Genomic DNA, 22,662 nt, shown 5'->3' with positions numbered 1-22,662 from the left:
AAAGACAAAGATGAAAATAGTTAAATATTTATGGTTAACGGTGCTTATAGCGAGCACCTCCTGTTCAGATGATTATTTTGATGTGAATGGTTCTGAAACAGCCCCTACAACCACATCACTAGCCCCTCAGTACCGAATTCAGGGCGCAATTGAAAATACTACGGGAACTGCACAGTATCGCGGGATGCGCGAAGTATTGGGAGTTGTACAGTATGGAGCACAGAACGTTGCTAATTACGATTCTGAAACTTGGAGCAATACCTTTACAACAGGAAGGTATTTCCTTTGGCAAAATGCCTATGTTTATGCCCTGCCTAATACAGCAGATTTAATTGTTCTAGGTAAAAAACATGAATCCCCGAATTTTGTAGCTGTTGGAAAAATCCTAAAAGCTTATATTTTGGGAATGACTACTGATCAATATGGCGATATAGTAATTGGAGACACTTATGACGGAGAGTCTTCCATGAACATTACGCCTAAATTTGTAACACAACAAGAAGCTTATAAAACCATTTTCCAGTTATTAGACGAAGCAATAATGCACTTGGATGAAAGTAGCACAATTACTCTTAACCAAGAAAATGGTGACGTACTTTATGGCGGCAATCAGGAAAACTGGAAAAAATTTGCGTATTCCCTTAAAGCGAGATATCTAAATCATCTAAGCAAGAAATCTTCTGGTGATATGGCGTATAATCCAGATGCTATCATTGAAGCCTGCAACAATGCTATAAATTCTAATGAATTAAACGCTCAGAAAAACTATGGAGGTGGTGAAGCAGAAAATGACAATCAACCCTTTAGCGCCAACGGATATGGCTCCTCTAGGTTTGATTTCTTTTCAGATTTCTTTGTGAATTTGTTAAAAAATCCACTCAACCTAAGTACTCCTTTTCAAGATCCTAGATTAGAAATTATTGTTCCAGAAGCCGTTAATGGTGGTTACCATGGGGTAGTTATTGGTCGCGGTCTTGCAGGGAACCCTGCAGACGATTACTCCCTAGGTAATGGTGGCTTTTATACCAGTGCAAGCTCTCCCACCTACATGATTACCTATAGCGAGGTTAAGTTTATTTCTGCTGAAGCTAAGTTTAGAAAAGGAGACAAGGCCGGTGCCTATGCAGATTTTAAGGAAGGAGTAAGAGCTGATTTTGAAAAGCTAATGGTGCCCTCTAATCAGATCTTGGACTATATGACGATGTTGGACGTAGAGATAGGAGAAGATAATTTGGGGCTATCCCATATTTTTGTTCAGAAATATATTGCCAATGTTTTAAACCCTGAGACATGGGTAGATATGAGAAGAATGGACTATAGTGAAGCTATTTATCATGGCTTGCAAAGACCTGAAAACGTAAATTTGGATATTTTTCCTAATGACGATGACTGGATTCAAGCCATGATGTACGAGTATAACGAAGAAGATAGGAACTATGTTAATATGCCCGATAACAATCCCTATATCCGGTTAACTACGCCACTTTGGTGGAATACTGCCGAATAATAACCGTTGTCACTCATCATAAAAAAAACTCCCGTGAATCATCTTCACGGGAGTTTTTTTTACGTTTTAATAACCTCTAAAGAAGATAAATCTCTCTCCTCATAGACATTCTTATACTCTAGTTATTTTAGCTCCTATAGCTCTTAAACGGGTGTCTATATTCTCATAACCTCTGTCAATTTGCTCAATATTGTGAATGGTAGAAGTACCTTTAGCAGACAGAGCGGCTATAAGCAGGGAAACTCCCGCACGTATATCCGGAGAAACCATAGTGGTCGCCTTTAAGTTCGACTTAAAATTGTGCCCAATTACAGTAGCTCTGTGCGGGTCGCAAAGAATAATCTTAGCGCCCATATCTATTAACTTATCTACAAAGAAAAGTCGACTTTCAAACATTTTCTGGTGAATTAAGACCTCCCCTTTCGCTTGGGTAGCCATCACAAGGATAATACTTAACAAATCTGGAGTCATCCCTGGCCAAGGAGCATCCGATACCGTTAAAATAGATCCGTCTATATAATTTTGAATTTTATAACCATCTTTATGCTCAGGGATAAAAATATCATCTCCCCTACGCTCTAGCTGTACACCTAGTTTTCTAAAAACAGTAGGGATTTGCCCTAAATCGTCCCAGCTTACATTTTTAATAGTCAACTCACTTTTGGTCATGGCTGCTAACCCTATCCAACTACCAATTTCAATCATATCTGGAAGCATTCGGTGTTGCGTACCTCCTAAAGATTCTACTCCTTCTATTTCTAGCAAGTTAGATCCTACACCACTAATCTTCGCCCCCATTCTATTGAGCATCTTACACAACTGCTGCAAATAAGGCTCACAGGCGGCATTATAGATAGTAGTCTTACCTTCTGCTAGCGTAGCTGCCATTACAATATTAGCAGTTCCTGTTACGGAAGCTTCATCTAATAACATATAGGTTCCTTGCAAACGATCTGCTTCTACCCCGTAAAAATGTTCTTCTTTATTGTACCTAAATTTGGCTCCCAATTTAATAAAGCCTTCAAAATGAGTATCTAATCGTCTACGACCAATTTTATCGCCTCCTGGTTTTGGGATATAACCTTTCCCAAACCGAGCCAATAAGGGTCCTACCAACATTATTGAACCACGCAATCCACGACCATCTTCTTTAAACTGAGCAGATTGAAGGTAATCCAGATTGATATCATCGGCCTTAAAATTATAAGCCCCCTGACCTTTTTTCTGGACTTTTACTCCCAAATCCTTTAATAAGGAGATCAGTTTATTGACATCTACAATATCTGGAATGTTGGTTATGGATACTTCTTCTGGGGTAAGTAATACAGCACAAAGTATCTGAAGGGCTTCATTCTTTGCCCCTTGTGGCGTTATCTCACCATGTAATTGGTGACCGCCCTCTATTTTAAATGTTCCCATAAAAGGTGGAAAATATTAGTAACGCTTTTTACCGCGAGAATGATTTCTTTGAGATTTTTTTGACGAAGAGTTTCTTGGGGTCTTAGCTACGCGATTTTTTAAAAACTGACCGCTATCAGTTAGGTTTTCACCGTCAGTAGCAAGATCAATCTCCCCGTTGCTAAGCTCATATAAGTGCTTAAAAATAACTTTATCGTCCACTGTATCCTTATTCCAATTAAGGTAGCACTTCTTCATGTGATTGGCTATAGCGTACTCTAAACCCGCACGCTTATCGCCTTTCTCCCATTTTACAGCAACATCTATCATTCTTTTAATATTGTTACCATAAAACCTATATTTTGGAAAGTTTTGCGGATATTCTAAAGGTTCTGGTCTTTTTTGCAATACTTCCTTGGAAGTAATTGGAAACGGAGATTCTACGTTCAGTTTAAAATCTGACATTATGAACAGCTGATCCCATAATTTGTGATGAAAATCTGGAACATCACGTAAGTGTGGCTGAATATTACCCATTACGCTAACAATAGCATTTGCCACCTTATTTCTCTCTTCATCGTCCTCTATGGTAACCGCATAGTCTACCATTTTTTGAAAATGACGACCATATTCGGGAATAATAAGCTTTGAGCGCTCAGTATTATATTCTAAGTTTTCTACTAAATTCAAATTGAAATGTTTTTGCTATGATTTATGTTATGATAAGAGAAGTATTCTTAATAACGGTTGCAAATTAATAAAATTATGCTAGATATGCTATTTTATAGCGATATTACCCCTTCTACCTTCCCTACTTCCTTATATAATTTAATAACTTCGTCTGGGTTTTTCAAATTAACCGTGATGGACAAACTGGTATATTTACCATTCTTAGAAGTTCTAGATTCTATTACGGCCCCTGTATTATTGAAGCAATTCTCTATCTCCTTAATCTTTAACTCATTAGTAGGAACTATAAACTTATACAAGTAGTCAGATGGCCACTTACTTACGGTTGATAATTGCTCTTTAAGTCGACTATAAAATTCCTTCGATTTATCTTGATCCATGCCCATTTTTTTGGCAAATATATAAAGTATCCTTGTCAATTTTTTAATCTTTGGGGTATTTCCTTTCTTTGCAGGACTATTTTCTCATATATTTTTCGAAACACTAAATTTCATTATTTGAATTCTAAAAAAATTGTCATCACAGGTGGACCTAGCACTGGCAAGACTTCTATCATTAATAAAATAGAAGCACTTGGTCATTTTTGCTACGAAGAAATTTCCAGAGAAATTACCTTAAAAGCTAGGGAAGAGGGAATTCCACAATTGTTTAAAACGGATCCCTTACTATTTAGTGAACGTATTATGGAAGGGAGAGCAAAACAATTTTATGCTTCAGAAAAAATTGACGAGCCCTTAATTTTCTTTGATCGTGGCCTCCCAGATGTCATTGCTTATATGGATTGTTTCGGTCAAGCTTACGGACCTCATTTTGTAGAGCAATGTAAAACGCCAAGATATGACCATGTTTTTTTACTTCCACCTTGGAAAGAGATTCACGCTTCGGACAATGAGCGGTATGAAAGCTATGAAGAAGCCGTCCGTATCCATTCATTTTTAGAAAAAACCTATAAGGAATATGGATACAACATTATTGAAGTCCCCAAGGGAAGTGTAGATGAAAGAGTTACTTTTATATTAAATAGCTTAAATACTATCTAGTGCAATTGCAACCCAAGGAGATATTACAAAAATATTGGGGATTCCAGGATTTTAAAAATTCACAGGAGCAAATTATCCATGCGGTATTGGGCGGACAGGATGTGATGGCACTCCTCCCTACGGGTGGAGGAAAATCGATCTGCTTTCAAGTTCCTGCCTTAGCTAATGACGGAATTTGCATAGTAATTTCACCCCTTGTTGCATTGATAAAAAACCAAGTAGAATCATTAAAATCCCTAGGGATAAAGGCCATTGCCCTAACAGGTGGAATCTCCCATGAAGAGGTGAACCAGCTTTTAGACAACTGCCTTTATGGAAATTATAAGTTTCTATATCTTTCTCCAGAACGCTTACAACAAACACTAATTAGGGATCGCATACAGCAAATGAACGTAAACCTTATCGCCATAGATGAGGCTCACTGTATATCGCAGTGGGGAAACGATTTTAGGCCTGCCTATCTAGAATGCTCAGTAATTAGGGATCTAGTGCCCAATGTGCCTGTAATAGCGCTAACTGCTACTGCAACCGATTTGGTTATACAGGATATTTGCGAAAACCTAAAACTAAATGCCCCCCTTAAGGTAAAAGACTCCTTTGCAAGAAATAATATTACCTTTAATGTTATATGGGATGAAGATAAAAACTATAGGTTAAGAGAATTATGCCGAGAAGCGAAATCTAGTGTCATTGTCTACGTTCGCAATAGAAGAATGACGGTTGAAATCGCGAATTATTTAACCCAATTAGGGCATACGGCCACTTTTTTTCACGGTGGAATAAGCAAAAAGGAAAAGGAAGAGCGGTTAGACCATTGGCTAACAAACAAGGTAAAAGTGATGGTAGCCACAAACGCCTTTGGGATGGGAATAGATAAGGCCGATGTTGGCTTGGTAATCCACTACCAAATTCCTGATAGTATGGAGAATTATTTCCAAGAAGCTGGAAGAGCAGGAAGAAATGGGGAGCCAGCTCAAGCCGTGATGATTTTAAACCAAAAGGATAAATCCCAAGTACGCAATCAGTTTTTAGGAGCATTACCAGATGTGACCTTTATAAAACTCCTCTACAACAAACTGAACAATTATTTCCAAATTCCTTTTGGGGAAGGCAGTGGAGAAACCTTCCAATTACCCTTTAATTCTTTTTGTGACACCTATAAATTAAAAGCTAACCTAAGCTACAATGGACTTCGAATATTAGATCAAAATTCGGTTATCTCCCTTACGGAATCGTTTTCTCAGAAAACTACTATCCAATTTATTACATCAAAAAGGGAAATTTTCGATTATATAGATAAGCATCAGGTATCGGCTCCTATTATACAGACTATTTTGCGTACTTATGGTGGCGTGTTCGATTTTAACACCAAAATAAATGTGCTTTTAATCGCTAAAAAAGTTAATAAAACAGAAAAAGATATCATCCGCATTTTAGAGAAAATGGAGAAGGATGAAATTATTAAGTATCATGCACAACACAATGACTTAGAGATTACCTTTTTAGTTCCTAGGGAAGACGAACGTACCATCAATATTTTTGCTAGTAAAATAAAGCAGATTATAGCCGTAAAAACGGAGAATGTGAATCAAATCTTGGCGTATGCCAATAATAGCACCGTTTGCAGAAGCAAACAAATCCTTTCCTATTTTGGTGAGAAAACCACTCCTAATTGTGGTAAATGTGATGTCTGTATTCAAAAGAATCCTGTAGATCAACATATTATCTCCATTATTAAAGAAGAAATTTTAAAGCACTTATCCATAAATAGTCAAAGTTCCCGAGATTTAACCCGTATCCTAACTTATAAGGACAGCTCCGTTCTTATAGCCTTACAGGGATTATTAGAAGACGGAAAGATTAGAATAAATTCAATAAATCAATACGAAATAAACAGATGATGGAAAAACCGAGAATCGTATTTATGGGCACCCCAGATTTTGCAGTAGCCACATTAGAAGCCTTGCACAAAGAAGGTTTTCCCATAGTGGGCGTAATCACCGCTCCAGACAAACCTGCTGGTAGAGGAAGAAAATTAAACGAATCTGCTGTTAAAAAATATGCTACCGCCAATGGGTTAACACTTTTACAGCCTACTAATTTAAAAGATGAGGAATTCTTAGAAAACCTAAGAGCCCTAAAACCAGATTTACAAATTGTAGTAGCTTTTAGAATGCTTCCAAAGCTTGTATGGGCAATACCTAATATGGGGACATTTAACCTACACGCGTCCCTACTCCCCAATTATCGTGGAGCGGCGCCAATAAATTGGGCAATTATAAACGGGGAACAAGAAACTGGTGCTACCACATTTTTTATTGATGAAAAAATAGATACAGGCGAAATCTTATTACAAGAAAAAACTTCTATTAGCGAAGAGGATACAGCTGGCTCGCTTCATGACCGATTAATGGTTCTTGGAGCCAAACTAGTAATTAAAACTGTAGAAAAGCTAATGGCCGGAGAAGTAAGCCCAGAGAAACAGCAAGACGATGGCCAATTAAAGCTTGCGCACAAGTTACATAAAGATACGTGTAAATTGGCTTGGGATAAACCTATAGATAAGGTATATAATAAAATAAGGGGATTAAGCCCCTACCCTACAGCTTGGAGTACTTTATATAATGGGGAAGATAAATTAACCATGAAAATTTATACAGCAACTAAAGAAGAAGCAGAACACAAAGAGGAGTTTGGTGCTATAAGCTTCACTAAAAACGAGTTAAAGGTTGCAGTAATGGGAGGCTACATAAACCTTCTAGAAATTCAACTTCCAGGAAAACGTAGGATGACGACAAAAGAAGTATTAAACGGCTTAAAATTGGATAAAAACGCCCATATGCGCTAAACCCCTATGTACATTGACGGTAGCGAGAATCGCCTAATTTGCCCAACGTTATCAACAATGACCCGAAGTTATTAACAATATTAGCGATTTACCCCCGTTTTACTTGCGTTACTGCCAAATCCGTATAATTTTGTTGGAGTATTAAAATATAAATAATAACAATTAATTTATTGAAATTATGAACAAAACAGAATTAATAGATGCAATGGCAGCCGATGCTGGCATTACAAAAGCAGCTGCTAAAAAAGCATTAGAGTCATTTTTAGGAAATGTAGAAGGATCTCTTAAGAAAGGTGATAGAGTATCTTTAGTAGGTTTCGGATCATGGTCTGTATCTAAAAGAAATGCAAGAGAAGGTAGAAACCCATCAACTGGTAAAACTATTCAAATTGCAGCAAAAAATGTTGTTAAGTTTAAGGCAGGTTCAGATTTAAGTAACTCTGTAAACTAGTCCCACATTAAGAATACGTCTAAAGCACTTCTCATTAGAAGTGCTTTTTTTTTATAAAAAACTCTTTTTAATTACATTAAATTCATTACTTTAGAAGATATAAGAGAATATTATGATTGCGGAAAAACCAAAAAAAGGTAAACTACTTATTGCCGAGCCAACTCTTTCTGGTGATGTTTCCTTTCACAGATCTATAGTATTACTTGCAGAACACAATGAAGAAGGATCTGTTGGTTTTATTTTAAACAAACCGTTAAACTACACTATAAGCGATTTAGTAACCGAGATTGAAGTACCTTTTCAGGTCTACAATGGAGGCCCTGTAGAACAGGACAACCTTTATTTTATTCATAAAGTTCCGGAGTTGGTAGAAAACAGTATTGAAATTTCCGATGGTATTTATTGGGGAGGCGATTTTAACAGCATTGTAGAAATGATCAACAATAAGGTAATTACTGAAGATGACATTCGCTTCTTTTTAGGGTATTCTGGTTGGTCTTCACTTCAATTAGATGCAGAACTCAATTCCAAATCTTGGATTGTAGTAGATAATGTGTACCACTGCTCCATCATCCAAAAATCTGCAAATGCATTTTGGAAAGAAAAGATGTTAGAATTGGGTGGCAATTATCTTATATGGTCCAATTCTCCTGAAAACCCTAATTTAAACTGATTTAATTAGCCCTGTCTAGTTTAGCCTCGCAGCAGCATTTAACTTGCCTAAAAGATCCATAGCTACGGTAGTAGCATATTCCTTTTTCCTATACTTGCTAATCGGCTGAATCCCTACCACCGCATTGGTAATAAATAGTTCGTCTGCTTTTTGAAGTTCAAAAGGTGAAATTGGAGCTTCTTCTAATTCATATTGATCTAGATTCTCCAGAATATCAATTAATTTTTTACGGATAATCCCATTTAAACAACCATCTTTTAATGAAGGAGTTTTAATTCGGTTCCCTTTTACCAAGAATAGATTTCCATTTAGCGCTTCTACCACCATTTTATTATTGTTTACAAGCAAACAGTTGTGGTATCCATTTTCCTTTGCAAAAACACTCCCTACAACATTTATAAGCTTGTTATTGGTCTTTAAGGTAGATAGCATGTCTGGGTTGACATAAAAATCTTTAAAAAGTTCCACTTCGTATGGATCTGTGTTAAGAACGAAAAAAGGAGCATCTAATTTAGCCGACTCAATAAGATAAGAGACATCATTAGTATCGGGTAAATAGAGTCCGCCATCATTCCTAAAAACAGTTAGTCGTACGCGCGCCGCAGTATTTTCTAGAGCATTTGAAGTAACTGATGCCATTATCTGCTCCTCTAAATATTCCATAGTAAAAGACATGGGTATTTCCATACGTAGAATACGCATAGAGGCCATTAGTCTTAGGTAATGATCTTCCCAAAAGAATAGTTTGCCATTCACCACCCTTATAGTTTCAAAAAGGGCATCCCCATAGCGTAGCCCCCTATTATTGTGGTTTAGAAAAAATGAATCGTTGGAAAGTAGGTCTCCATTAAAATTAATCATAAAAAAAGCCTTGAAAAATCAAGGCCAAAGATACATTTATTTCACAAAAGGCCTAAGTAGATCCTAAAACTTGTTTTAAACTAGATACTTGGTTTTCCCAAAGCATTTTAGACTCGGACACCTCATCTTCTTCTGCAAAATCGGTGATAAATAAAGAAACATCCTTCGTTATTTCATCAACTCGAATTCTCAATTCAAAAAAACTTTCATCTTCCTCGGCTACCCACGTAAATTTTACGAATTCTTCGCTTTTACGTTTTAATAATTTCGCCTCCTCTTCGGAACCGTCCCAAATAAAACTGAACTTCTCTCCTCTAGAGTTTACATTATCGGCGAACCACTCCGAAAGCCCTGAGGGAGTGGATATATATTGATACAGAAGCTGAGGTGAAGCCTGTATCACAAATTCGAGTTCAAATTTAACTTTATCGTTCATTACTATGTAGTGTTTAATGGGTGTCAATATATATATTTATATAGGATAAAAAAATAAAAGAAGAATATTAATTTTTTTTGCGTTCAAATTTTGAAAGACTAAAAATTAAACTATATATTTGCACCCGTTAAAAAAAACAAATGGCGAGGTAGCTCAGTCGGTTAGAGCGTCGGATTCATAACCCGGAGGTCTCGGGTTCAATTCCCGATCTCGCTACAAGTAAATACAGGCAACCCAGGAGATTCATCTTCTGGGTTTTTTTCTTAGGTAAAACATAGGTAAAACATTTTGTCCACTATTTCGCCTATTATCCAACAACTTATATAGTTACAGTCGTCTTTCTCAGACTCAAAAAACTGTCCCAATTTGAACTTATTTAGCGTGTTTCAACAGTCTATTGTTGGTCGATTTTACTAGGAAACAATCACAGTTAGGCTCCCCCCTTCTAAAAAACTTGATTATTTTCATCTTGTCTCGTCGTGTCTCCTTGCTCTTTTTTAAAGGATAATAGCCTCTTCTTTAAATTTATTCCTATCCCTAAAAGTTGGATTAGACGATAATTTTTGAAGTTATGGGTGAGAAATTATATGATTAAACGGCGAATCTGAAAAGGTCAGGGCCGTTATTGGAACTATTTTAGTTACCAGCCTTTGAGTTTCTCCAACGGAAGATAAAGCATCTGGGAAATTAGTGCAGTCCATTTTCGAATACAATCAGAGCATAAACAATCAAAAAAAGGGCCTATAAAAGCCCTTCATCCGCAAAGGAGTAGTATCCTTCCCTGGTAACGATGATACTATCTAGCGTGGGAATATCCAATAGTTTAGAAGCATTCCTCAATTTGGTTGATATTTGCTTATCGGCTTCTGAGGGATTTAGGTTCCCAGAGGGATGATTGTGAACAAGAATTATGCTATGTGTCTTAATCAGGACTGCTTGCCGGAGTACGTCTTTTACCGAGATCAGACAGCCACTATCGGTTCCGGAGGTTAGATGGTGAACGTTTACCACTTGATTTTTTCGGTTCAGATGGATGACCTTCACCTCCTCGTGATCATCCATAATATCCTCGAAGTAAGGATAAATAAAAGTTCTCACATCACTGGAAGTGGTTATCTTAAACGTAGGCAGTGTGGTTCTTTTGTAAATAGCCGTTAATTCTCCAACAAAATCCTTAAAGGTTGCGATTCTAGTTTTTTCCATGATAGTAAATTTTTAAGATTATGCGGCCAACACAATCAACAGCAGCGCAGCGGTGCGGATAAGTCCAAGTGGAGATTTTAAAAAATTGCGGTGGGCTCCCCCGACAGGAGGGATACCCCATTTTTTCAAATACTACATGGACCGGGCAAAGGCGGCTTGATTAACTTGCAGCATGGTCATGAAAATTGACTTATTAGGTCTTGGCAATTCCTTCGACCTACTAAGATATTCGAGCTAATAAAAACCGGGATTGAGTTTGTCCCCATAAAACAATTAGGGGCCTAATTGGAACCAATCAGTAACAGTTTGGAAACTTGGATCGATAGTTTATGGAACCAGGAGCCTATAATATTAAGAATCCATTAATGGAAGACTCCTACTCGACTCCTTCCGTTCCGGAGTTGCTAAGGAACAACTCATCATAGATTTTCTTTTTTAGATCAAAGGAAGGTCGCGGATCGATCTTCTCTTTGTTTTTAAGTATTTCATAATGTAGATGAGGACCTGTAGAGCTTCCTGTACTTCCCACCGTGCCAATAATCTGGTGCTGAGCTATTGACTCTCCTTTATGGACCAAGACTTTTTCCAGGTGTCCATATAGCGTCTCAAAGCCAAAGCGATGCCATATAACAATATGGGTACCGTACCCCTTTTTGGAATACACTACCTCCTTGATGGTACCGGACGCCGTTGCATGTACGGTGGTTCCGGCTGGGGCGGATAAATCGATCCCAAAATGGGTTTTCTCGTTTTGAGAAATGGGATGAGTACGAATCCCATAGTTACTGGAAATAGAGTAGTTGCCCTTTCCCAAGGGTACGGCAGCAGGAAATTGCGCTAACAAATTTGGACGGTACTTTAGGTAGGTTTCCAGTGAGCTTACGTATGAGTAATCCGGTATTCGATATAGAAAACCTACTATGCGCGTTTCAATAGCCATCAACAATCGCTCCCGCTCCATTACTGCCTCCTGCCCAGTAGTCAGGCTATCATTCATGTTCATCTTCAACCGTACTTCATATAACTCCATTGTTTTCACGGCATTTTCCAACTGTTGATCCGATCTACCCAAGCCATACTGAAGGATATAGAAAAGACTGATCACCATGAACACTACCATATAGTATAGTCCCTTTTTCCCGAAAACCATCTTGGTTTCCAGCTCCTTACCTCCTATTTTTTTATTCCAAAGCCAAAAGAAAGTGAAAAATTTCATATATTTGTATTTATACGCAAATTCACTAATAATATACAAATTAATAACTAATTTATATCTATGGACCATTGGCTAACAAAAATCCATCTCATACATCTCCCCAAACTTTTCGAATATTTGGGGTTCCAACTCCTCCGCTCCGAGGACACTTACCTTCTATTTAAAAAGGGCGGAAAGCATTGTATAGTCATACACACGGAGAAGGGATATCTCTATTATACGGTACAACGGCCTCAGGAAAAACTTGCTGCTTCGGACCTAATTACGGCCCATGTATCAAAAATGGAGGGGGCCAAAGAAGAATTGATTTGGGACAAGGTATCCAAGTGCTATGAGGAAGTGATCCAAACAGAATCCCTCCTTATAGCCAATAACCCAAACTCTGGTTTAAAAATGGTGGAGATGGATTTCAACCATTTTCATTCCTATCGCAAACCCCTAGAGGAATCATCGAAAACGCAATTTTTCCAGATAGCGCAAAACGGTCCCTTTACTGGACGCATTTTTCTTAGCGAGGAAGGAGATCCACTGTTCCCGCTGTTCAACTTACAGAATGAGGTATGCGGCTATTTCCGTGATATGGGCAAGGAGGTTGTCCCTTTTGGTGAGTCGGCCATAGGGCACTCCCTATGGTATTCCAATATCCCCAAGAAAATAGACGGCCTATTTCTATTTAGCAACCCCAAGGAAGCCCTGGCCTTCCATAAGAAATTCCGATTGGAAAATGTGGTCTATCTCGCCTTGGGCACCCTTAATTACAAGACAACCAATATCCTCTTCCAAATACAGCGGATTACAAAGGTGGATAAACTGTATTTGAGTTTCACGGGCCAAGGAAAGATAGAAGGATATTTACGGGACCTGCAATTACTCACCTATCTACAGGGTTCCAAGCTGCAACTGACCCATACCGACCGTACGCTTATGGTACGGTTCCCCATGGGAAGTGATAGATCCTTTACCCGATTATACGATCATATAAGGCGTTATAACAAGGCCTTGGGCCAGCGAATGCTGGAATACACTAAAATCATCGACCAAAACACGCTCAATAAATTCAGCATTTTGGTTTCCAAGGACAATGGTGATATTAGGGTGCGATTGCCTATAGAATCGCACGCAATCAAGGTTTTGGTCTGGTCCTATTACAAATATTACCTGAACAAAACGATCGACATTCTAAAACCACGATCGGCGAATTGGTATGTCGAATGGGAAAATACGTGCAACCAGGTCAATGAAGGGAAGGAGGTGCCATTGAAAGAATACAGAATAGCGCTTTAAAATGAAAAGAGGACGCTCCCGCCCTCTTTTCTTCAAATTCCGTAACTCACAAATCACTCCTGATCTGAAAGTTATTCAAAGGTAACAAATTCAAATTCCGTAACAATTAAAATCACTCAAAAATGGAGAATCAAGTAGAAAACACAGTTCAAAGAGTTTTCGTCTATGTCAACCAAGTATGGCAAAAGGGCGAAGCCGTATCCATAGACGATACCACTTTTAAGATAAAGATCCATAACCATCCACCCTTCGAAATGCCAAAGAACAGCATTCATGTGGAAGTCCGAAAAACCAGGGATCAGCAATTTGCTGTGGCCGATGCCAAAAGACGCTTGGAAGGGGCCTATATAAGCTTCGAGAAATTAGCTTCCAACATCCAGGAGAACATTGTAGAGGGAAAGGAAGCCCAATTAACGACTACTTACGTCAAGGACGGGAAGTTAAAAGAATCCGTAAAAATGGTGCAAATGCTCTACCATCCTACCTATGGCTCAAAATTGGACGTGCAGGTAAAACGCACCGAACCAGTTAAATGGGAGGAGGCGATTGCCTATCGGTACCAGTTCACCAAGGAGGAATTCCATGCCATGGTGGAAGAGGGGAAGACCGTCCTGTTTACAGGAAGTTCCTTGGATGGGCAGACCTTTCAAAAGCTGGCCTATTATGAGCCCAAACTGAACAACATTCGCACTAAGTCTACCGTCTCTGCAAATATGTATGTGCTGGGCCAACAGCTGACCGCCTCCCAAGCGGAAAAACTAAACCAGGGCCAAGAGGTTAAGATTACGATAAAGAAAACACAAAAAGGACCGTTGACCTATAAGGTACGATGGAGCGCCAAGGGGCAACGATTCCTATATCGCAGTTGTGAACCTATGGAACAGCAAAAGGCTGAACTATCCGCTCTGGCTGAACCACAAAAAGATCCCCTCAACAATACCCTCAAGGGGTAGTTTCTTAGTACAAATATAACCAATGGTCGGTCTACGGGATAGGTCGGCCTTTATCTTCATTGCCATGAACGGGCCCAATTATATAGACGATCCTCAGCACTATAAAACACTGATCTCTAAAATCAATTCTGAGGTTCACTTTTCTGGTTTCCTCCATCGAAGTGGCTATACCTTAATCAAGAAAAGTGCGAACTCCCTGGAGTTCCAGAATTCCAAGGACCGCATTGTACTGCATACAGGCCGCGATCCGGTGACCTATTTCAACCGAAACGATTCCCTGGACAAGGGACTTTTTTTTAAGTTTCTTTTAAAGCGGAGCAACAACTTTTACGAGGCCGTACGGGAAGGACTAAAAATTGCGAATTCCAGTGCACAGATAGTCAGCATCCCCTTAAAGAAAAGACAGACTACTTCCAAAAACAAACCCTTGGAACTGAGTTTTACTATTGCCCCTTTGGAAAATCCCAGTTACCTATTGCATCAAAGGGGGATAACCATGGCTACCCTGAAAAGCGTGAACTTTTGTGGCCGTATCTATAATGCCTATCCCAATAAAAAAAATGGGCGTAAAATAGCGAATATCGCCTTTCCAAAATACGATTTGGCAGGCAACCCACAGAATTACATATTGTTCAACAAGGCCTATAGAAGTAAAAATGAGAATAAGCTTAGAAAGTTTCGTCTTGTTCTTAACCGCAAGGACCACTTCCTGTTTTATTCCGCTCCCATAAAAGATCCCTCTGCGATTGTTGTTGGGGAAAGTGCCGTAGACCTCCTCTCCTACCATCAACTCCATGGAAGCCCTCAACACTTTTATGTTTCCTTCAGCGGAAACGTCTACGCTCAAAAACTCGTTTTCTTCAACCAGCTAACCGCCCCCTATCTCGGCTCCAAGAAGACGATCCTAAAATCCATCATGGACAACGATCGTAAGGGATTCGAGTTCGATATAAAATTGCTCACAAGTTTATTGAATTTTCATAATCAGGATCTACAGGCAGAAGCACTGTTCCGACGCGGAGATGTTAATTTTTCCATTAACTATTTCGACGATAGCAGAAATAAATTAAGAACTCATGTACATAGTTTAGCGGAAACAACCACGGCCTTAGAACAGGGAGGATGGGTCCAATGGATTAAAACGGACGATAAAATCTCGTGGAAATTCAACATACAGAAGGTAATGAACGTTCCCATAAAGAAAGGAGAAACACATCCCTTCAAGGCTCTTATCGAAACCATTAGTACGATCTATTTACCTTTTCACATCACCATCCACAAATCGATTGGAAAGGACTGGAACGACGATCTATTGAATTCCCAAAAGAAAAAGTTTCAAGAGAGGGAAGCTTGTAAGCCCAATAGTATGGAGGTTGGAGATAAGGTAACTTTAAAATACAGCGTTGGACACCATAACCCGGATAGCATTGGGACTATAGTAGCCATCAACCAGGACGGCATTAGCTGCCAATTTGGCCCTGGGGATACCATTACGCTGCCCTTCGGACATATAAAAGGGCATTTTAAGCAGGCGTCCGTTGAGAAAATCACTAGAAGGAACAACCTATTGAGGGAGCAAGACGCTCCTTCTTTAAATAGGGGCTTATAGAGAGCTTATTAAAATTCCTCAGTGAACACGGTATTTCTTTTAACCAAAGTAAAATACAGTCATAGAATAAGTAGAGTACGCATAACTAAAACAAACCGATTATGAACAATCAAAATCTGGCTTTTTCGGCCATGCTACTATCGGTAGGTTTCTTCGCAGTATTGGGATATATTCCGTACTACCCATTACTGCAATACCTGGAATGGGATTCACCCCTTTCCGAATTGGTTCATGAGTTTCTAGGACGTTTCAATACATTGCAAAAACCTTTTCTCAGTAGGGCCTTATTGCTACTGATTATTTTGGGAAGCGTGTTGCTCTATAATCCCAGAAAAAAAGAAAGCAGCTCCCTTGTCACCGGATTGGTATACTTTTCATTCGGGAGTCTGCTACTGTTCATTACAGCATATTTTAAACCTGTTCATATTACATTACTAGGGTACTCCCTTTTATTGTACTGCCTTGGTTTTATATGGTCGGTCACCGGCACCGTTTACCTATTCCAAGTGACAGGCTTTTCCAACGAGGCCAAGGAGGACCCCTTCAACGACCAGAACGAATCCTTCCTGCAAATGGAAGAAAAGATAGCTACCGAGCATTCCGTAAACATCCCTTATGAGTATCGTTACAGGGGACAACTCCGCAAAGGGTGGGTGAATTTCGTAAACCTGTTTCGGGCTTTGTTGGTCATAGGCACCCCAGGTAGTGGGAAATCCTTTGCCTTGATCGAAGAGATTATTGAGCAGATGATCACTAAAAACTTTACCATGCTGATCTACGATTTTAAATTGGACACGCTCAGTAAAATCGCCTACAATTATTGGCGCCGGAAAAAAGAGCAACCCCACAAAGCAGACCCATCACAAAGGCTACCCGAATTCTACATCTTGAGCTTTGACAACATTGAGAAATCGCACCGTTGCAATCCTATAGACCCTTACCTTATGCAAAACCAGACGGACGCTTCGGATGCCGCTACCATTATCATGAAGAACCTGAACAGGGAATGGATCAAACGAGGTGATTTTTTCTCCAAAAGCGCCATTAGTTTTGTAGCCGGGCTGATCTGGTATTTAAAAAAGAAATCCGAGGAAACAGGAGAATACCTCTGTACCCTGCCCCATGTGATTACCTTATCTACCATCAACATCGAATACCTCTTGGAAATTATGATGCAGGAGGTGGAAGTCCGCAGTCTAATGATTCCCTTTAAGGATGCCATGGAGCGAAAAGCAAGTCAGCAATTAGCCGGACAGACCGCCAGTGCCCAGATTTCCCTCTCGATGCTGGCCAGCAAGGAAATCTATTATATCATGACCGGTAACGATTTCCAATTGGACATCAATAATCCCCAACGCCCAAAAATAGTCTGCATCCAAAACAATCCAGACCGTTCTGAAATATATGCTGCTCCCATAGGCCTGTACATTAACAAAGCACTTCAGGTGGTAAACAAACCAGGGTGTAGGCCCATGGGATTGATCTTGGATGAACTTCCCACTGTATTCATTATGGGACTGCGTAGGATTATCGATACGGGAAGGGCCAACTACGTAGCCACCGTACTGGGCATACAGAGTATCACTCAATTAATAGCCGATTACGGCAGGGAATTGGCAGAGGTGATTTTTGACAACTGCTCCAATGTCTTTAGTGGTGCTGCAAAAGGAGAAACCGCCCGTCGGATCAGTGAGATTTTTGGCCGTATCCATCAAGAAAAAAGAAGCAAAGCGGTTTCCAACCAAGATACTACGGTCAATTTTAGCACCATCCTTTCCTCTTTGTTACCAAAGAGCAGGATAACCAGTATGTCCACCGGGCATTTTGCAGGTATTGTGGCCGACACCTTTGAGCACCCGATAGCACAAAAACTATGTTGTGGATTGTTAAAACCCAACATGGAAGCAAAGAAAATCCAGGGTAAATACGAACTGCCTTCTCACACCGAATTTAAAAATAAGCACCATCAGAAATTGGTTGCCTCAAAAATGAGCATTTTACAAAACCTCGATTTTTTTGAGGTGGTGACGCATCTCGATTTCCATCAGAGGGATCCCGAAAAATTCTACGAGAACTACCTTGAAGAGTTTACCAAAACACGTTATAAAAATTCTTTAACGCAGTCCCAGTTTATATTAATGACAAAGAAAATAAAACTATTTGATCATCTGCCAAGAGTAGAGAGCTTAATAAGAGAGAATATGGATTCAAGAAACTCTATAAAAGAATATATTACGAGTTTGATAGATCGGATGTTCAGAGAGCAAGAGAAAAACAGGGTTTTGGAGGAAAATTTCATGAAAGTAATCCAAAATATTAATACCCTGGTGGAACGTGAGTATCATCGCGCCACAGGAAAAAAACCGAAGTTAGCGGTATTTGACAAAAATAAGATAGGCGGTGAAATAGAAAAGTCTCTAAAGGAGAACGACATTATCGCCAGGGGTTTTATTACCGATTTTCATAGCAGGCCCAAAAAGGCATTGGCAGATGCTTATCGTAAACAATATGAAATCACTAACTTTGAAACGCTAGTGGAATCGGACTGTATCGAGCCTACCAATAGTAAGGAAAGGGATTTGGACAGCTTGTATTCTAGCTTTCCAACAATAATGGACATAGAAAACTAATCATTCAAAACATGAAAGACATTTACGAGTTGATGAAAGCCCCTACCGAGGATTTTAATTATATCAGTGAACGCTTAAAATTGATACGGGAGGAGCTGATACAAAAAGATACCGGTAACCGACGTACAAGCGCATTTTCCATTAAAGCGATAACCGAGCGTTTCGATATGGACTACAATACCTTGGTCAATGTAGAACGAGGGGCCATATCCTTAACAACCATTAAATTGATTTTATACTACTATTCCCTTGGGTATAATCCGGCATGGATTCTTTCTGAGGACAACGAGTTTATCCCAAAGACCAATATTGGCGAAAACGTGGTATACCAAGCCGATGTACAAGAGGAATACAAGGAAATGGAAGCCGCTATTGTAAGTGCTCTTACCGAGTTTAAAAAGAAGATTTAAATTGGAACCACCTCTAAGATAGTCTCTTCCAATGTAAAGTCGTGAGTCTTCTCCCCTACTGCAAACCATCCTCACTTGAAGAATGAGGAGCTAATTGTGTTATCTCTTCATTTTTCCGATAATCAGGCTTAAGGTTTCCCATTACCCATCGATTAATCCTACTACTTCATCGAATTTTACCAACAGGACGACTACCACTTTGTAAAACCACTTCCAAAACAGTAAATAAAGTCTTACATTGGTGGATCCTAAAATAGATATATAACCAATTCACACTATACACCTACGTTAGCTTTAATACAAAAAAAATGTATCGAGGAAATAGAATAAAATTATATAGAGAAGGTAGTCTAAAGAATGTTTTTGGAAATTCTGCTCGTACGATTGAAAGCCAAATAAATCAAAAATCAGAAGATTACATTTTAAATGTTAGCGAAGTCGAGTTTGCTGAATTTTTAATTCAAGACCATCTTATTGACTTTCCGGAATTAGATTTTGAAAATGTATATGTTGAGAGCTACGAAAAAGATATACCAGCTGAAAGATTTCCTGGCAGTTTTGACGTTTATAGCGGTAAAAAATACAAACGTGATGTTATAGTTTATCACATTCCTTACACTGGCGATATTTACATATTAGCGAATCAAGGAGAAAGTTCCTTTTCTGTTTCAGGTAGTATAGAAGTTGGTGTTACCGAGAACAGTATAACTACTGAAATAATAAATTTTAATAACGACCCTGAAAAAATTAAAAGGTCATTTGAGGATAGCAAACGCTATATCTTATCCGACTACAACATTGTGAAGAAAGATTGCCAAAATTTCAACAATGAAATTTTGGATTTTGCTTTAGGAAAAATAAAGGAGCGAAAACAAAAACTACTCTCAAAAAATGATTTGCTTTCTTCTCTTGGTGTACCACTTAAGAAAAAGGAAAATGTTGCAGAAACTTTTGTTGTACCCAAACCCGAGTTAAGGAAGAAAATCCGAATTGAACCAAAAGTATATGAAAAAGGGTTTAAACCAGAACCTACTTTATCAATTGAAAATTACGAGGAAATCTTAAAAATAATTTACGATGTAGGAAAGAACTTTGAAAGAATGACATCAACTTATTCGGGAAAAGGTGAAGAAGATTTAAGAGACCATATATTATTGTTTCTTGACCCAAATTTCGAACTTGGAAGTGCAAGTGGAGAAACATTCAATAAAACAGGAAAAACAGATATTCTAATTCGATATGATAGTGATGTAGTTTTCGTTGCTGAATGCAAGTTTTGGGGTGGACAAAAACTTTATCTTGAGACTATTGACCAATTGTTAGGTTATCTAACATTTCGCAATTCTAAAACTTCAGTAGTAATATTTGTAAAAAACAAAGATATGAGTAATGTGATTTCAACGATTTCGGAAATAACAGAAACTCACCCGAATTATGTTCGGACTGAAAAACAAAATGGTGAGACTTGGTGGAATTATATCTTTCACCTTAATGGAGATAGAAACAGAGAAATTAATTTAGGAGTTTTAGCGTTTCATTTACCTGATTAAAAAAGTACTACAGCTAACAATGTATCCTATGAAAAGCACTAGTCCAGTTCTCTAAAGTTAATATTTTATCCTTTAACTATCTCATAATATTAGTTTTAAGCGTATTGAATTATGAATGAGGCTGTGCATCATTTAAAATTCAATACCATATAACTTGCTCGGCATCCTATATGTGATCCTCGTCTTAGCAGAAGTGGTCACCAGCATCTGTATGATTATAAGTTATAATAAGCCTGGTCACTTGCTAACCGATGTGATACATGGGTAATGTCCACCTACATTGTTTTGTGATCCAAGCAAATCTACTATTCTTGGTGAGCTTAGTTATTGTATTACCGTTCATCCTCTTAATTTTATTCCAATACCCCTATCACATAAGGGGTCTCCGTCTTTATTACAGCTAATGTTCTACTTAATAGTTTCCTAGCTACCTTTACAATGACACTCTTCACATTTTTTCCATGATGCTTGCGGTAATAGCCCTGCATCACGGGATCTGTTCGAATAGCCTGCCAAGAAGCTTCTATGAAATAACTTCGTATTAAGCGGTGAGCACGCATACTCACACCGGTATGGCGGACGGTATCACCACTTTGGTAAATGCCCGGCGCCAGACCTACATATCCGGCCAAATGTTTAATATTCTTAAAACGGCGTAGGTCTCCCAATTCACTCAAAATACCACTGGCAACTATTGGACCTATCCCAGGAATACTTCGTAAAAGCATATAATCTTTCTTGAAATGTATTTTAGTATATCGACGCAATAATGTAGAAACATCACGAAACTCCTGATCAATAAACCGAAAGCTGCGCATACGGCTTCGCAAAACTTCATTGCCAGTATCATACTCAAAATCCAGACTATCAACCCAATCCCTAAACTTATGGCTCCAATGGTCGTTATCAAGATCCTGTGGTATGCTAATACCATAATACAACAACTGCATTTTGATATAGCTCTTGATCTGACGCATATCCTTTACCAAATCATTCCTACGACGAAACAAACTACGTAATTGCTCTCTACATTTATCTGGCACACATATACTACTCAGTCTGTCATCTTTTAATTCACGCGCTATAAGCTGCGCGTCTATTCGGTCTGTCTTAGTGTGACGCTCCTTGCCCTTTCTGAAAATATCGGCTGGATTGACTACCAATGAGCGCCAACCGTAACTTACAAAGCAACGATGTGCGTGGTACCCGCAGCAGCCTGCCTCATAGGCGGTAGACACTTCATAAGCTGGATAATGTTTGGTTACATATTCCAAAAGCAATTCCGCATGAGGCTGCATGCTAAAAGTCTTGCCGGATGAAAGATCAGTCGCACAATGTACTTTCCAACTACGCTTGTGTATGTCGATACCAATGAATAACTTAGGTGTGGCAGTAATTTGAGTGTTCATATCTTTAATTTTTAGTTCATCTTAAAGATACTCGACTTACTGCTTTTACATAGATGCTAACCGCAATTACGGCGGATTCGACTACGTCCGAATCCACGCGGAATTGCTAAGGTCTGTGCTAAACCGAAAATTAACGCATATTATTAACCCGTAACTGACGGTTATACGAGACCGTCAGACTGTCTCAAAACTTAATAACCTTGTTGAAAACCCGTTGCATCATCTTCAGATCCAACCTCGGTTTTTTGTAACTTAAGGTATGGAATATCAACAAGGACAAGACCGGGAGCAGTTAACACTTTACAGCACTTGTTTGGACGACATGGTTCCGCAGGACAATTCAGTACGTTTTATCGATCAGTTTGTGGAAAGCATGGATCTGCGAGAATTGGGCTTTGATCCATTGCCCGCCCAGGGAAGACCGCCATACAATCCGGCAGATTTATTGAAACTCTATATCTACGGTTATATGAACCGCATGCGGTCCTCCAGGC

At 38.9% G+C, this 22,662-nt stretch carries 21 protein-coding genes and 1 tRNA gene; 14 read left to right on the top strand and 8 right to left on the bottom strand.

Annotated features, from left to right (window positions below; genetic code table 11):
- The first annotated feature begins 10 nt into the window (after positions 1-10).
- Complete coding sequence (locus tag H344_RS0110970; RefSeq protein ID WP_026810367.1) at positions 11-1,507, top strand: SusD/RagB family nutrient-binding outer membrane lipoprotein; 1,497 nt, start codon at positions 11-13, stop codon at positions 1,505-1,507.
- 111 nt (positions 1,508-1,618) lie between these two features.
- On the opposite strand, the gene murA is transcribed toward H344_RS0110970, so the two are convergent.
- From murA to H344_RS0110955, 3 genes are all read right to left on the bottom strand, one after another.
- Positions 1,619-2,926, bottom strand: coding sequence for a UDP-N-acetylglucosamine 1-carboxyvinyltransferase (gene murA / locus H344_RS0110965; RefSeq protein ID WP_026810366.1), 1,308 nt, complete (start codon positions 2,924-2,926; stop codon positions 1,619-1,621).
- Between the two features lie 15 nt (positions 2,927-2,941).
- The gene (locus H344_RS0110960) at positions 2,942-3,595 is read right to left on the bottom strand and encodes a DUF4290 domain-containing protein (protein WP_026810365.1); all 654 of its coding nucleotides are present in this window, start codon (positions 3,593-3,595) and stop codon (positions 2,942-2,944) included.
- 92 nt (positions 3,596-3,687) lie between these two features.
- Positions 3,688-3,975, bottom strand: a complete 288-nt coding sequence (locus H344_RS0110955; protein WP_026810364.1) for a DUF493 family protein — start codon at positions 3,973-3,975, stop codon at positions 3,688-3,690.
- A 117-nt stretch (positions 3,976-4,092) separates the two neighbouring features.
- On the opposite strand from H344_RS0110955, the gene H344_RS0110950 reads away from it, so the two are divergent.
- From H344_RS0110950 to H344_RS0110930, 5 genes are all read left to right on the top strand, one after another.
- Positions 4,093-4,635, top strand: a complete 543-nt coding sequence (locus H344_RS0110950) for an AAA family ATPase (protein ID WP_026810363.1) — start codon at positions 4,093-4,095, stop codon at positions 4,633-4,635.
- On the top strand, positions 4,635-6,536 hold the full coding sequence (locus H344_RS0110945) for a RecQ family ATP-dependent DNA helicase (RefSeq protein WP_026810362.1): 1,902 nt from the start codon (positions 4,635-4,637) through the stop codon (positions 6,534-6,536). The genes H344_RS0110950 and H344_RS0110945 overlap by 1 nt, the downstream gene beginning before the upstream one ends.
- Entirely contained in the window at positions 6,536-7,483 is a 948-nt protein-coding gene (gene fmt / locus H344_RS0110940) for a methionyl-tRNA formyltransferase (RefSeq protein WP_026810361.1), read from the top strand. Before H344_RS0110945 ends, fmt begins: the two co-directional genes overlap by 1 nt.
- 178 nt (positions 7,484-7,661) lie before the next feature.
- Entirely contained in the window at positions 7,662-7,934 is a 273-nt protein-coding gene (locus H344_RS0110935; protein WP_026810360.1) for an HU family DNA-binding protein, read from the top strand.
- Between the two features lie 112 nt (positions 7,935-8,046).
- Positions 8,047-8,607: a YqgE/AlgH family protein gene (locus tag H344_RS0110930; protein WP_026810359.1), complete on the top strand. Its 561-nt coding sequence runs from the start codon at positions 8,047-8,049 to the stop codon at positions 8,605-8,607.
- A 15-nt stretch (positions 8,608-8,622) separates the two neighbouring features.
- On the opposite strand, the gene H344_RS0110925 is transcribed toward H344_RS0110930, so the two are convergent.
- Positions 8,623-9,468 (bottom strand): aminotransferase class IV, encoded by an 846-nt coding sequence (locus tag H344_RS0110925; protein ID WP_026810358.1) that lies wholly within the window; start codon positions 9,466-9,468, stop codon positions 8,623-8,625.
- Between the two features lie 52 nt (positions 9,469-9,520).
- Positions 9,521-9,904, bottom strand: a complete 384-nt coding sequence (locus H344_RS0110920; RefSeq protein WP_026810357.1) for an START-like domain-containing protein — start codon at positions 9,902-9,904, stop codon at positions 9,521-9,523.
- A 142-nt stretch (positions 9,905-10,046) separates the two neighbouring features.
- Between H344_RS0110920 and H344_RS0110915 the strand changes: the two genes are divergently transcribed.
- Positions 10,047-10,120, top strand: a tRNA-Met gene (locus H344_RS0110915).
- Positions 10,121-10,645: 525 nt separating this feature from the next.
- On the opposite strand, the gene H344_RS0110910 is transcribed toward H344_RS0110915, so the two are convergent.
- Together H344_RS0110910 and H344_RS21045 are read right to left on the bottom strand one after the other, a co-directional pair.
- A complete protein-coding gene (locus H344_RS0110910) occupies positions 10,646-11,107 on the bottom strand; it encodes a JAB domain-containing protein (RefSeq protein WP_051254267.1) in 462 nt (153 codons plus the stop codon).
- A 376-nt stretch (positions 11,108-11,483) separates the two neighbouring features.
- On the bottom strand, positions 11,484-12,323 hold the full coding sequence (locus tag H344_RS21045) for a M23 family metallopeptidase (protein ID WP_051254266.1): 840 nt from the start codon (positions 12,321-12,323) through the stop codon (positions 11,484-11,486).
- Between the two features lie 60 nt (positions 12,324-12,383).
- Between H344_RS21045 and H344_RS0110900 the strand changes: the two genes are divergently transcribed.
- The 6 genes from H344_RS0110900 to H344_RS0110875 all read left to right on the top strand — a co-directional run bounded on the left by H344_RS0110900 (position 12,384) and on the right by H344_RS0110875 (position 20,759).
- Positions 12,384-13,607 carry a hypothetical protein gene (locus H344_RS0110900; RefSeq protein WP_026810355.1) on the top strand — a complete coding sequence of 408 codons (1,224 nt, stop codon included), beginning with the start codon at positions 12,384-12,386 and terminating at the stop codon, positions 13,605-13,607.
- Between the two features lie 254 nt (positions 13,608-13,861).
- Positions 13,862-14,560 carry a hypothetical protein gene (locus H344_RS0110895; protein WP_157378232.1) on the top strand — a complete coding sequence of 233 codons (699 nt, stop codon included), beginning with the start codon at positions 13,862-13,864 and terminating at the stop codon, positions 14,558-14,560.
- A 64-nt stretch (positions 14,561-14,624) separates the two neighbouring features.
- Positions 14,625-16,169: a toprim domain-containing protein gene (locus tag H344_RS0110890; protein WP_026810353.1), complete on the top strand. Its 1,545-nt coding sequence runs from the start codon at positions 14,625-14,627 to the stop codon at positions 16,167-16,169.
- Between the two features lie 101 nt (positions 16,170-16,270).
- The gene (locus H344_RS20070) at positions 16,271-18,799 is read left to right on the top strand and encodes a type IV secretory system conjugative DNA transfer family protein (protein ID WP_051254265.1); all 2,529 of its coding nucleotides are present in this window, start codon (positions 16,271-16,273) and stop codon (positions 18,797-18,799) included.
- Between the two features lie 11 nt (positions 18,800-18,810).
- A complete protein-coding gene (locus H344_RS0110880) occupies positions 18,811-19,209 on the top strand; it encodes a hypothetical protein (RefSeq protein ID WP_157378230.1) in 399 nt (132 codons plus the stop codon).
- 308 nt (positions 19,210-19,517) lie between these two features.
- Entirely contained in the window at positions 19,518-20,759 is a 1,242-nt protein-coding gene (locus H344_RS0110875) for a hypothetical protein (RefSeq protein ID WP_026810351.1), read from the top strand.
- A 353-nt stretch (positions 20,760-21,112) separates the two neighbouring features.
- Here the strand turns inward: H344_RS0110875 and H344_RS0110870 are convergent, their stop codons facing one another.
- Positions 21,113-22,168 carry an IS110 family RNA-guided transposase gene (locus H344_RS0110870; protein ID WP_026810350.1) on the bottom strand — a complete coding sequence of 352 codons (1,056 nt, stop codon included), beginning with the start codon at positions 22,166-22,168 and terminating at the stop codon, positions 21,113-21,115.
- A gap of 322 nt (positions 22,169-22,490) precedes the next feature.
- Between H344_RS0110870 and H344_RS21975 the strand changes: the two genes are divergently transcribed.
- On the top strand, positions 22,491-22,662 hold a 172-nt coding region (locus tag H344_RS21975), incomplete at its 3' end, for a transposase (protein WP_456236335.1).

The organism is Arenibacter latericius DSM 15913 (assembly GCF_000424985.1).
GTDB classification, from domain to species: Bacteria; Bacteroidota; Bacteroidia; order Flavobacteriales; family Flavobacteriaceae; genus Arenibacter; species Arenibacter latericius.
This window is presented reverse-complemented; position numbering and strand designations above follow the sequence as displayed.

Coding starts and splice junctions, on each gene's coding strand:
- H344_RS0110935 (WP_026810360.1), top strand. CDS start 7,662: ATGAACAAAACAGAATTAATAGATGCAATGGCAGCCGATGCTGGCATT.
- murA (WP_026810366.1), bottom strand. CDS start 2,926: ATGGGAACATTTAAAATAGAGGGCGGTCACCAATTACATGGTGAGATA.
- H344_RS0110900 (WP_026810355.1), top strand. CDS start 12,384: ATGGACCATTGGCTAACAAAAATCCATCTCATACATCTCCCCAAACTT.
- H344_RS0110955 (WP_026810364.1), bottom strand. CDS start 3,975: ATGGATCAAGATAAATCGAAGGAATTTTATAGTCGACTTAAAGAGCAA.
- H344_RS0110910 (WP_051254267.1), bottom strand. CDS start 11,107: ATGGAAAAAACTAGAATCGCAACCTTTAAGGATTTTGTTGGAGAATTA.
- H344_RS0110895 (WP_157378232.1), top strand. CDS start 13,862: ATGCCAAAGAACAGCATTCATGTGGAAGTCCGAAAAACCAGGGATCAG.
- fmt (WP_026810361.1), top strand. CDS start 6,536: ATGGAAAAACCGAGAATCGTATTTATGGGCACCCCAGATTTTGCAGTA.
- H344_RS0110925 (WP_026810358.1), bottom strand. CDS start 9,468: ATGATTAATTTTAATGGAGACCTACTTTCCAACGATTCATTTTTTCTA.
- H344_RS0110875 (WP_026810351.1), top strand. CDS start 19,518: ATGTATCGAGGAAATAGAATAAAATTATATAGAGAAGGTAGTCTAAAG.
- H344_RS0110880 (WP_157378230.1), top strand. CDS start 18,811: ATGAAAGACATTTACGAGTTGATGAAAGCCCCTACCGAGGATTTTAAT.
- H344_RS0110970 (WP_026810367.1), top strand. CDS start 11: ATGAAAATAGTTAAATATTTATGGTTAACGGTGCTTATAGCGAGCACC.
- H344_RS21045 (WP_051254266.1), bottom strand. CDS start 12,323: ATGAAATTTTTCACTTTCTTTTGGCTTTGGAATAAAAAAATAGGAGGT.
- H344_RS0110930 (WP_026810359.1), top strand. CDS start 8,047: ATGATTGCGGAAAAACCAAAAAAAGGTAAACTACTTATTGCCGAGCCA.
- H344_RS0110890 (WP_026810353.1), top strand. CDS start 14,625: ATGAACGGGCCCAATTATATAGACGATCCTCAGCACTATAAAACACTG.
- H344_RS0110920 (WP_026810357.1), bottom strand. CDS start 9,904: ATGAACGATAAAGTTAAATTTGAACTCGAATTTGTGATACAGGCTTCA.
- H344_RS20070 (WP_051254265.1), top strand. CDS start 16,271: ATGAACAATCAAAATCTGGCTTTTTCGGCCATGCTACTATCGGTAGGT.
- H344_RS0110870 (WP_026810350.1), bottom strand. CDS start 22,168: ATGAACACTCAAATTACTGCCACACCTAAGTTATTCATTGGTATCGAC.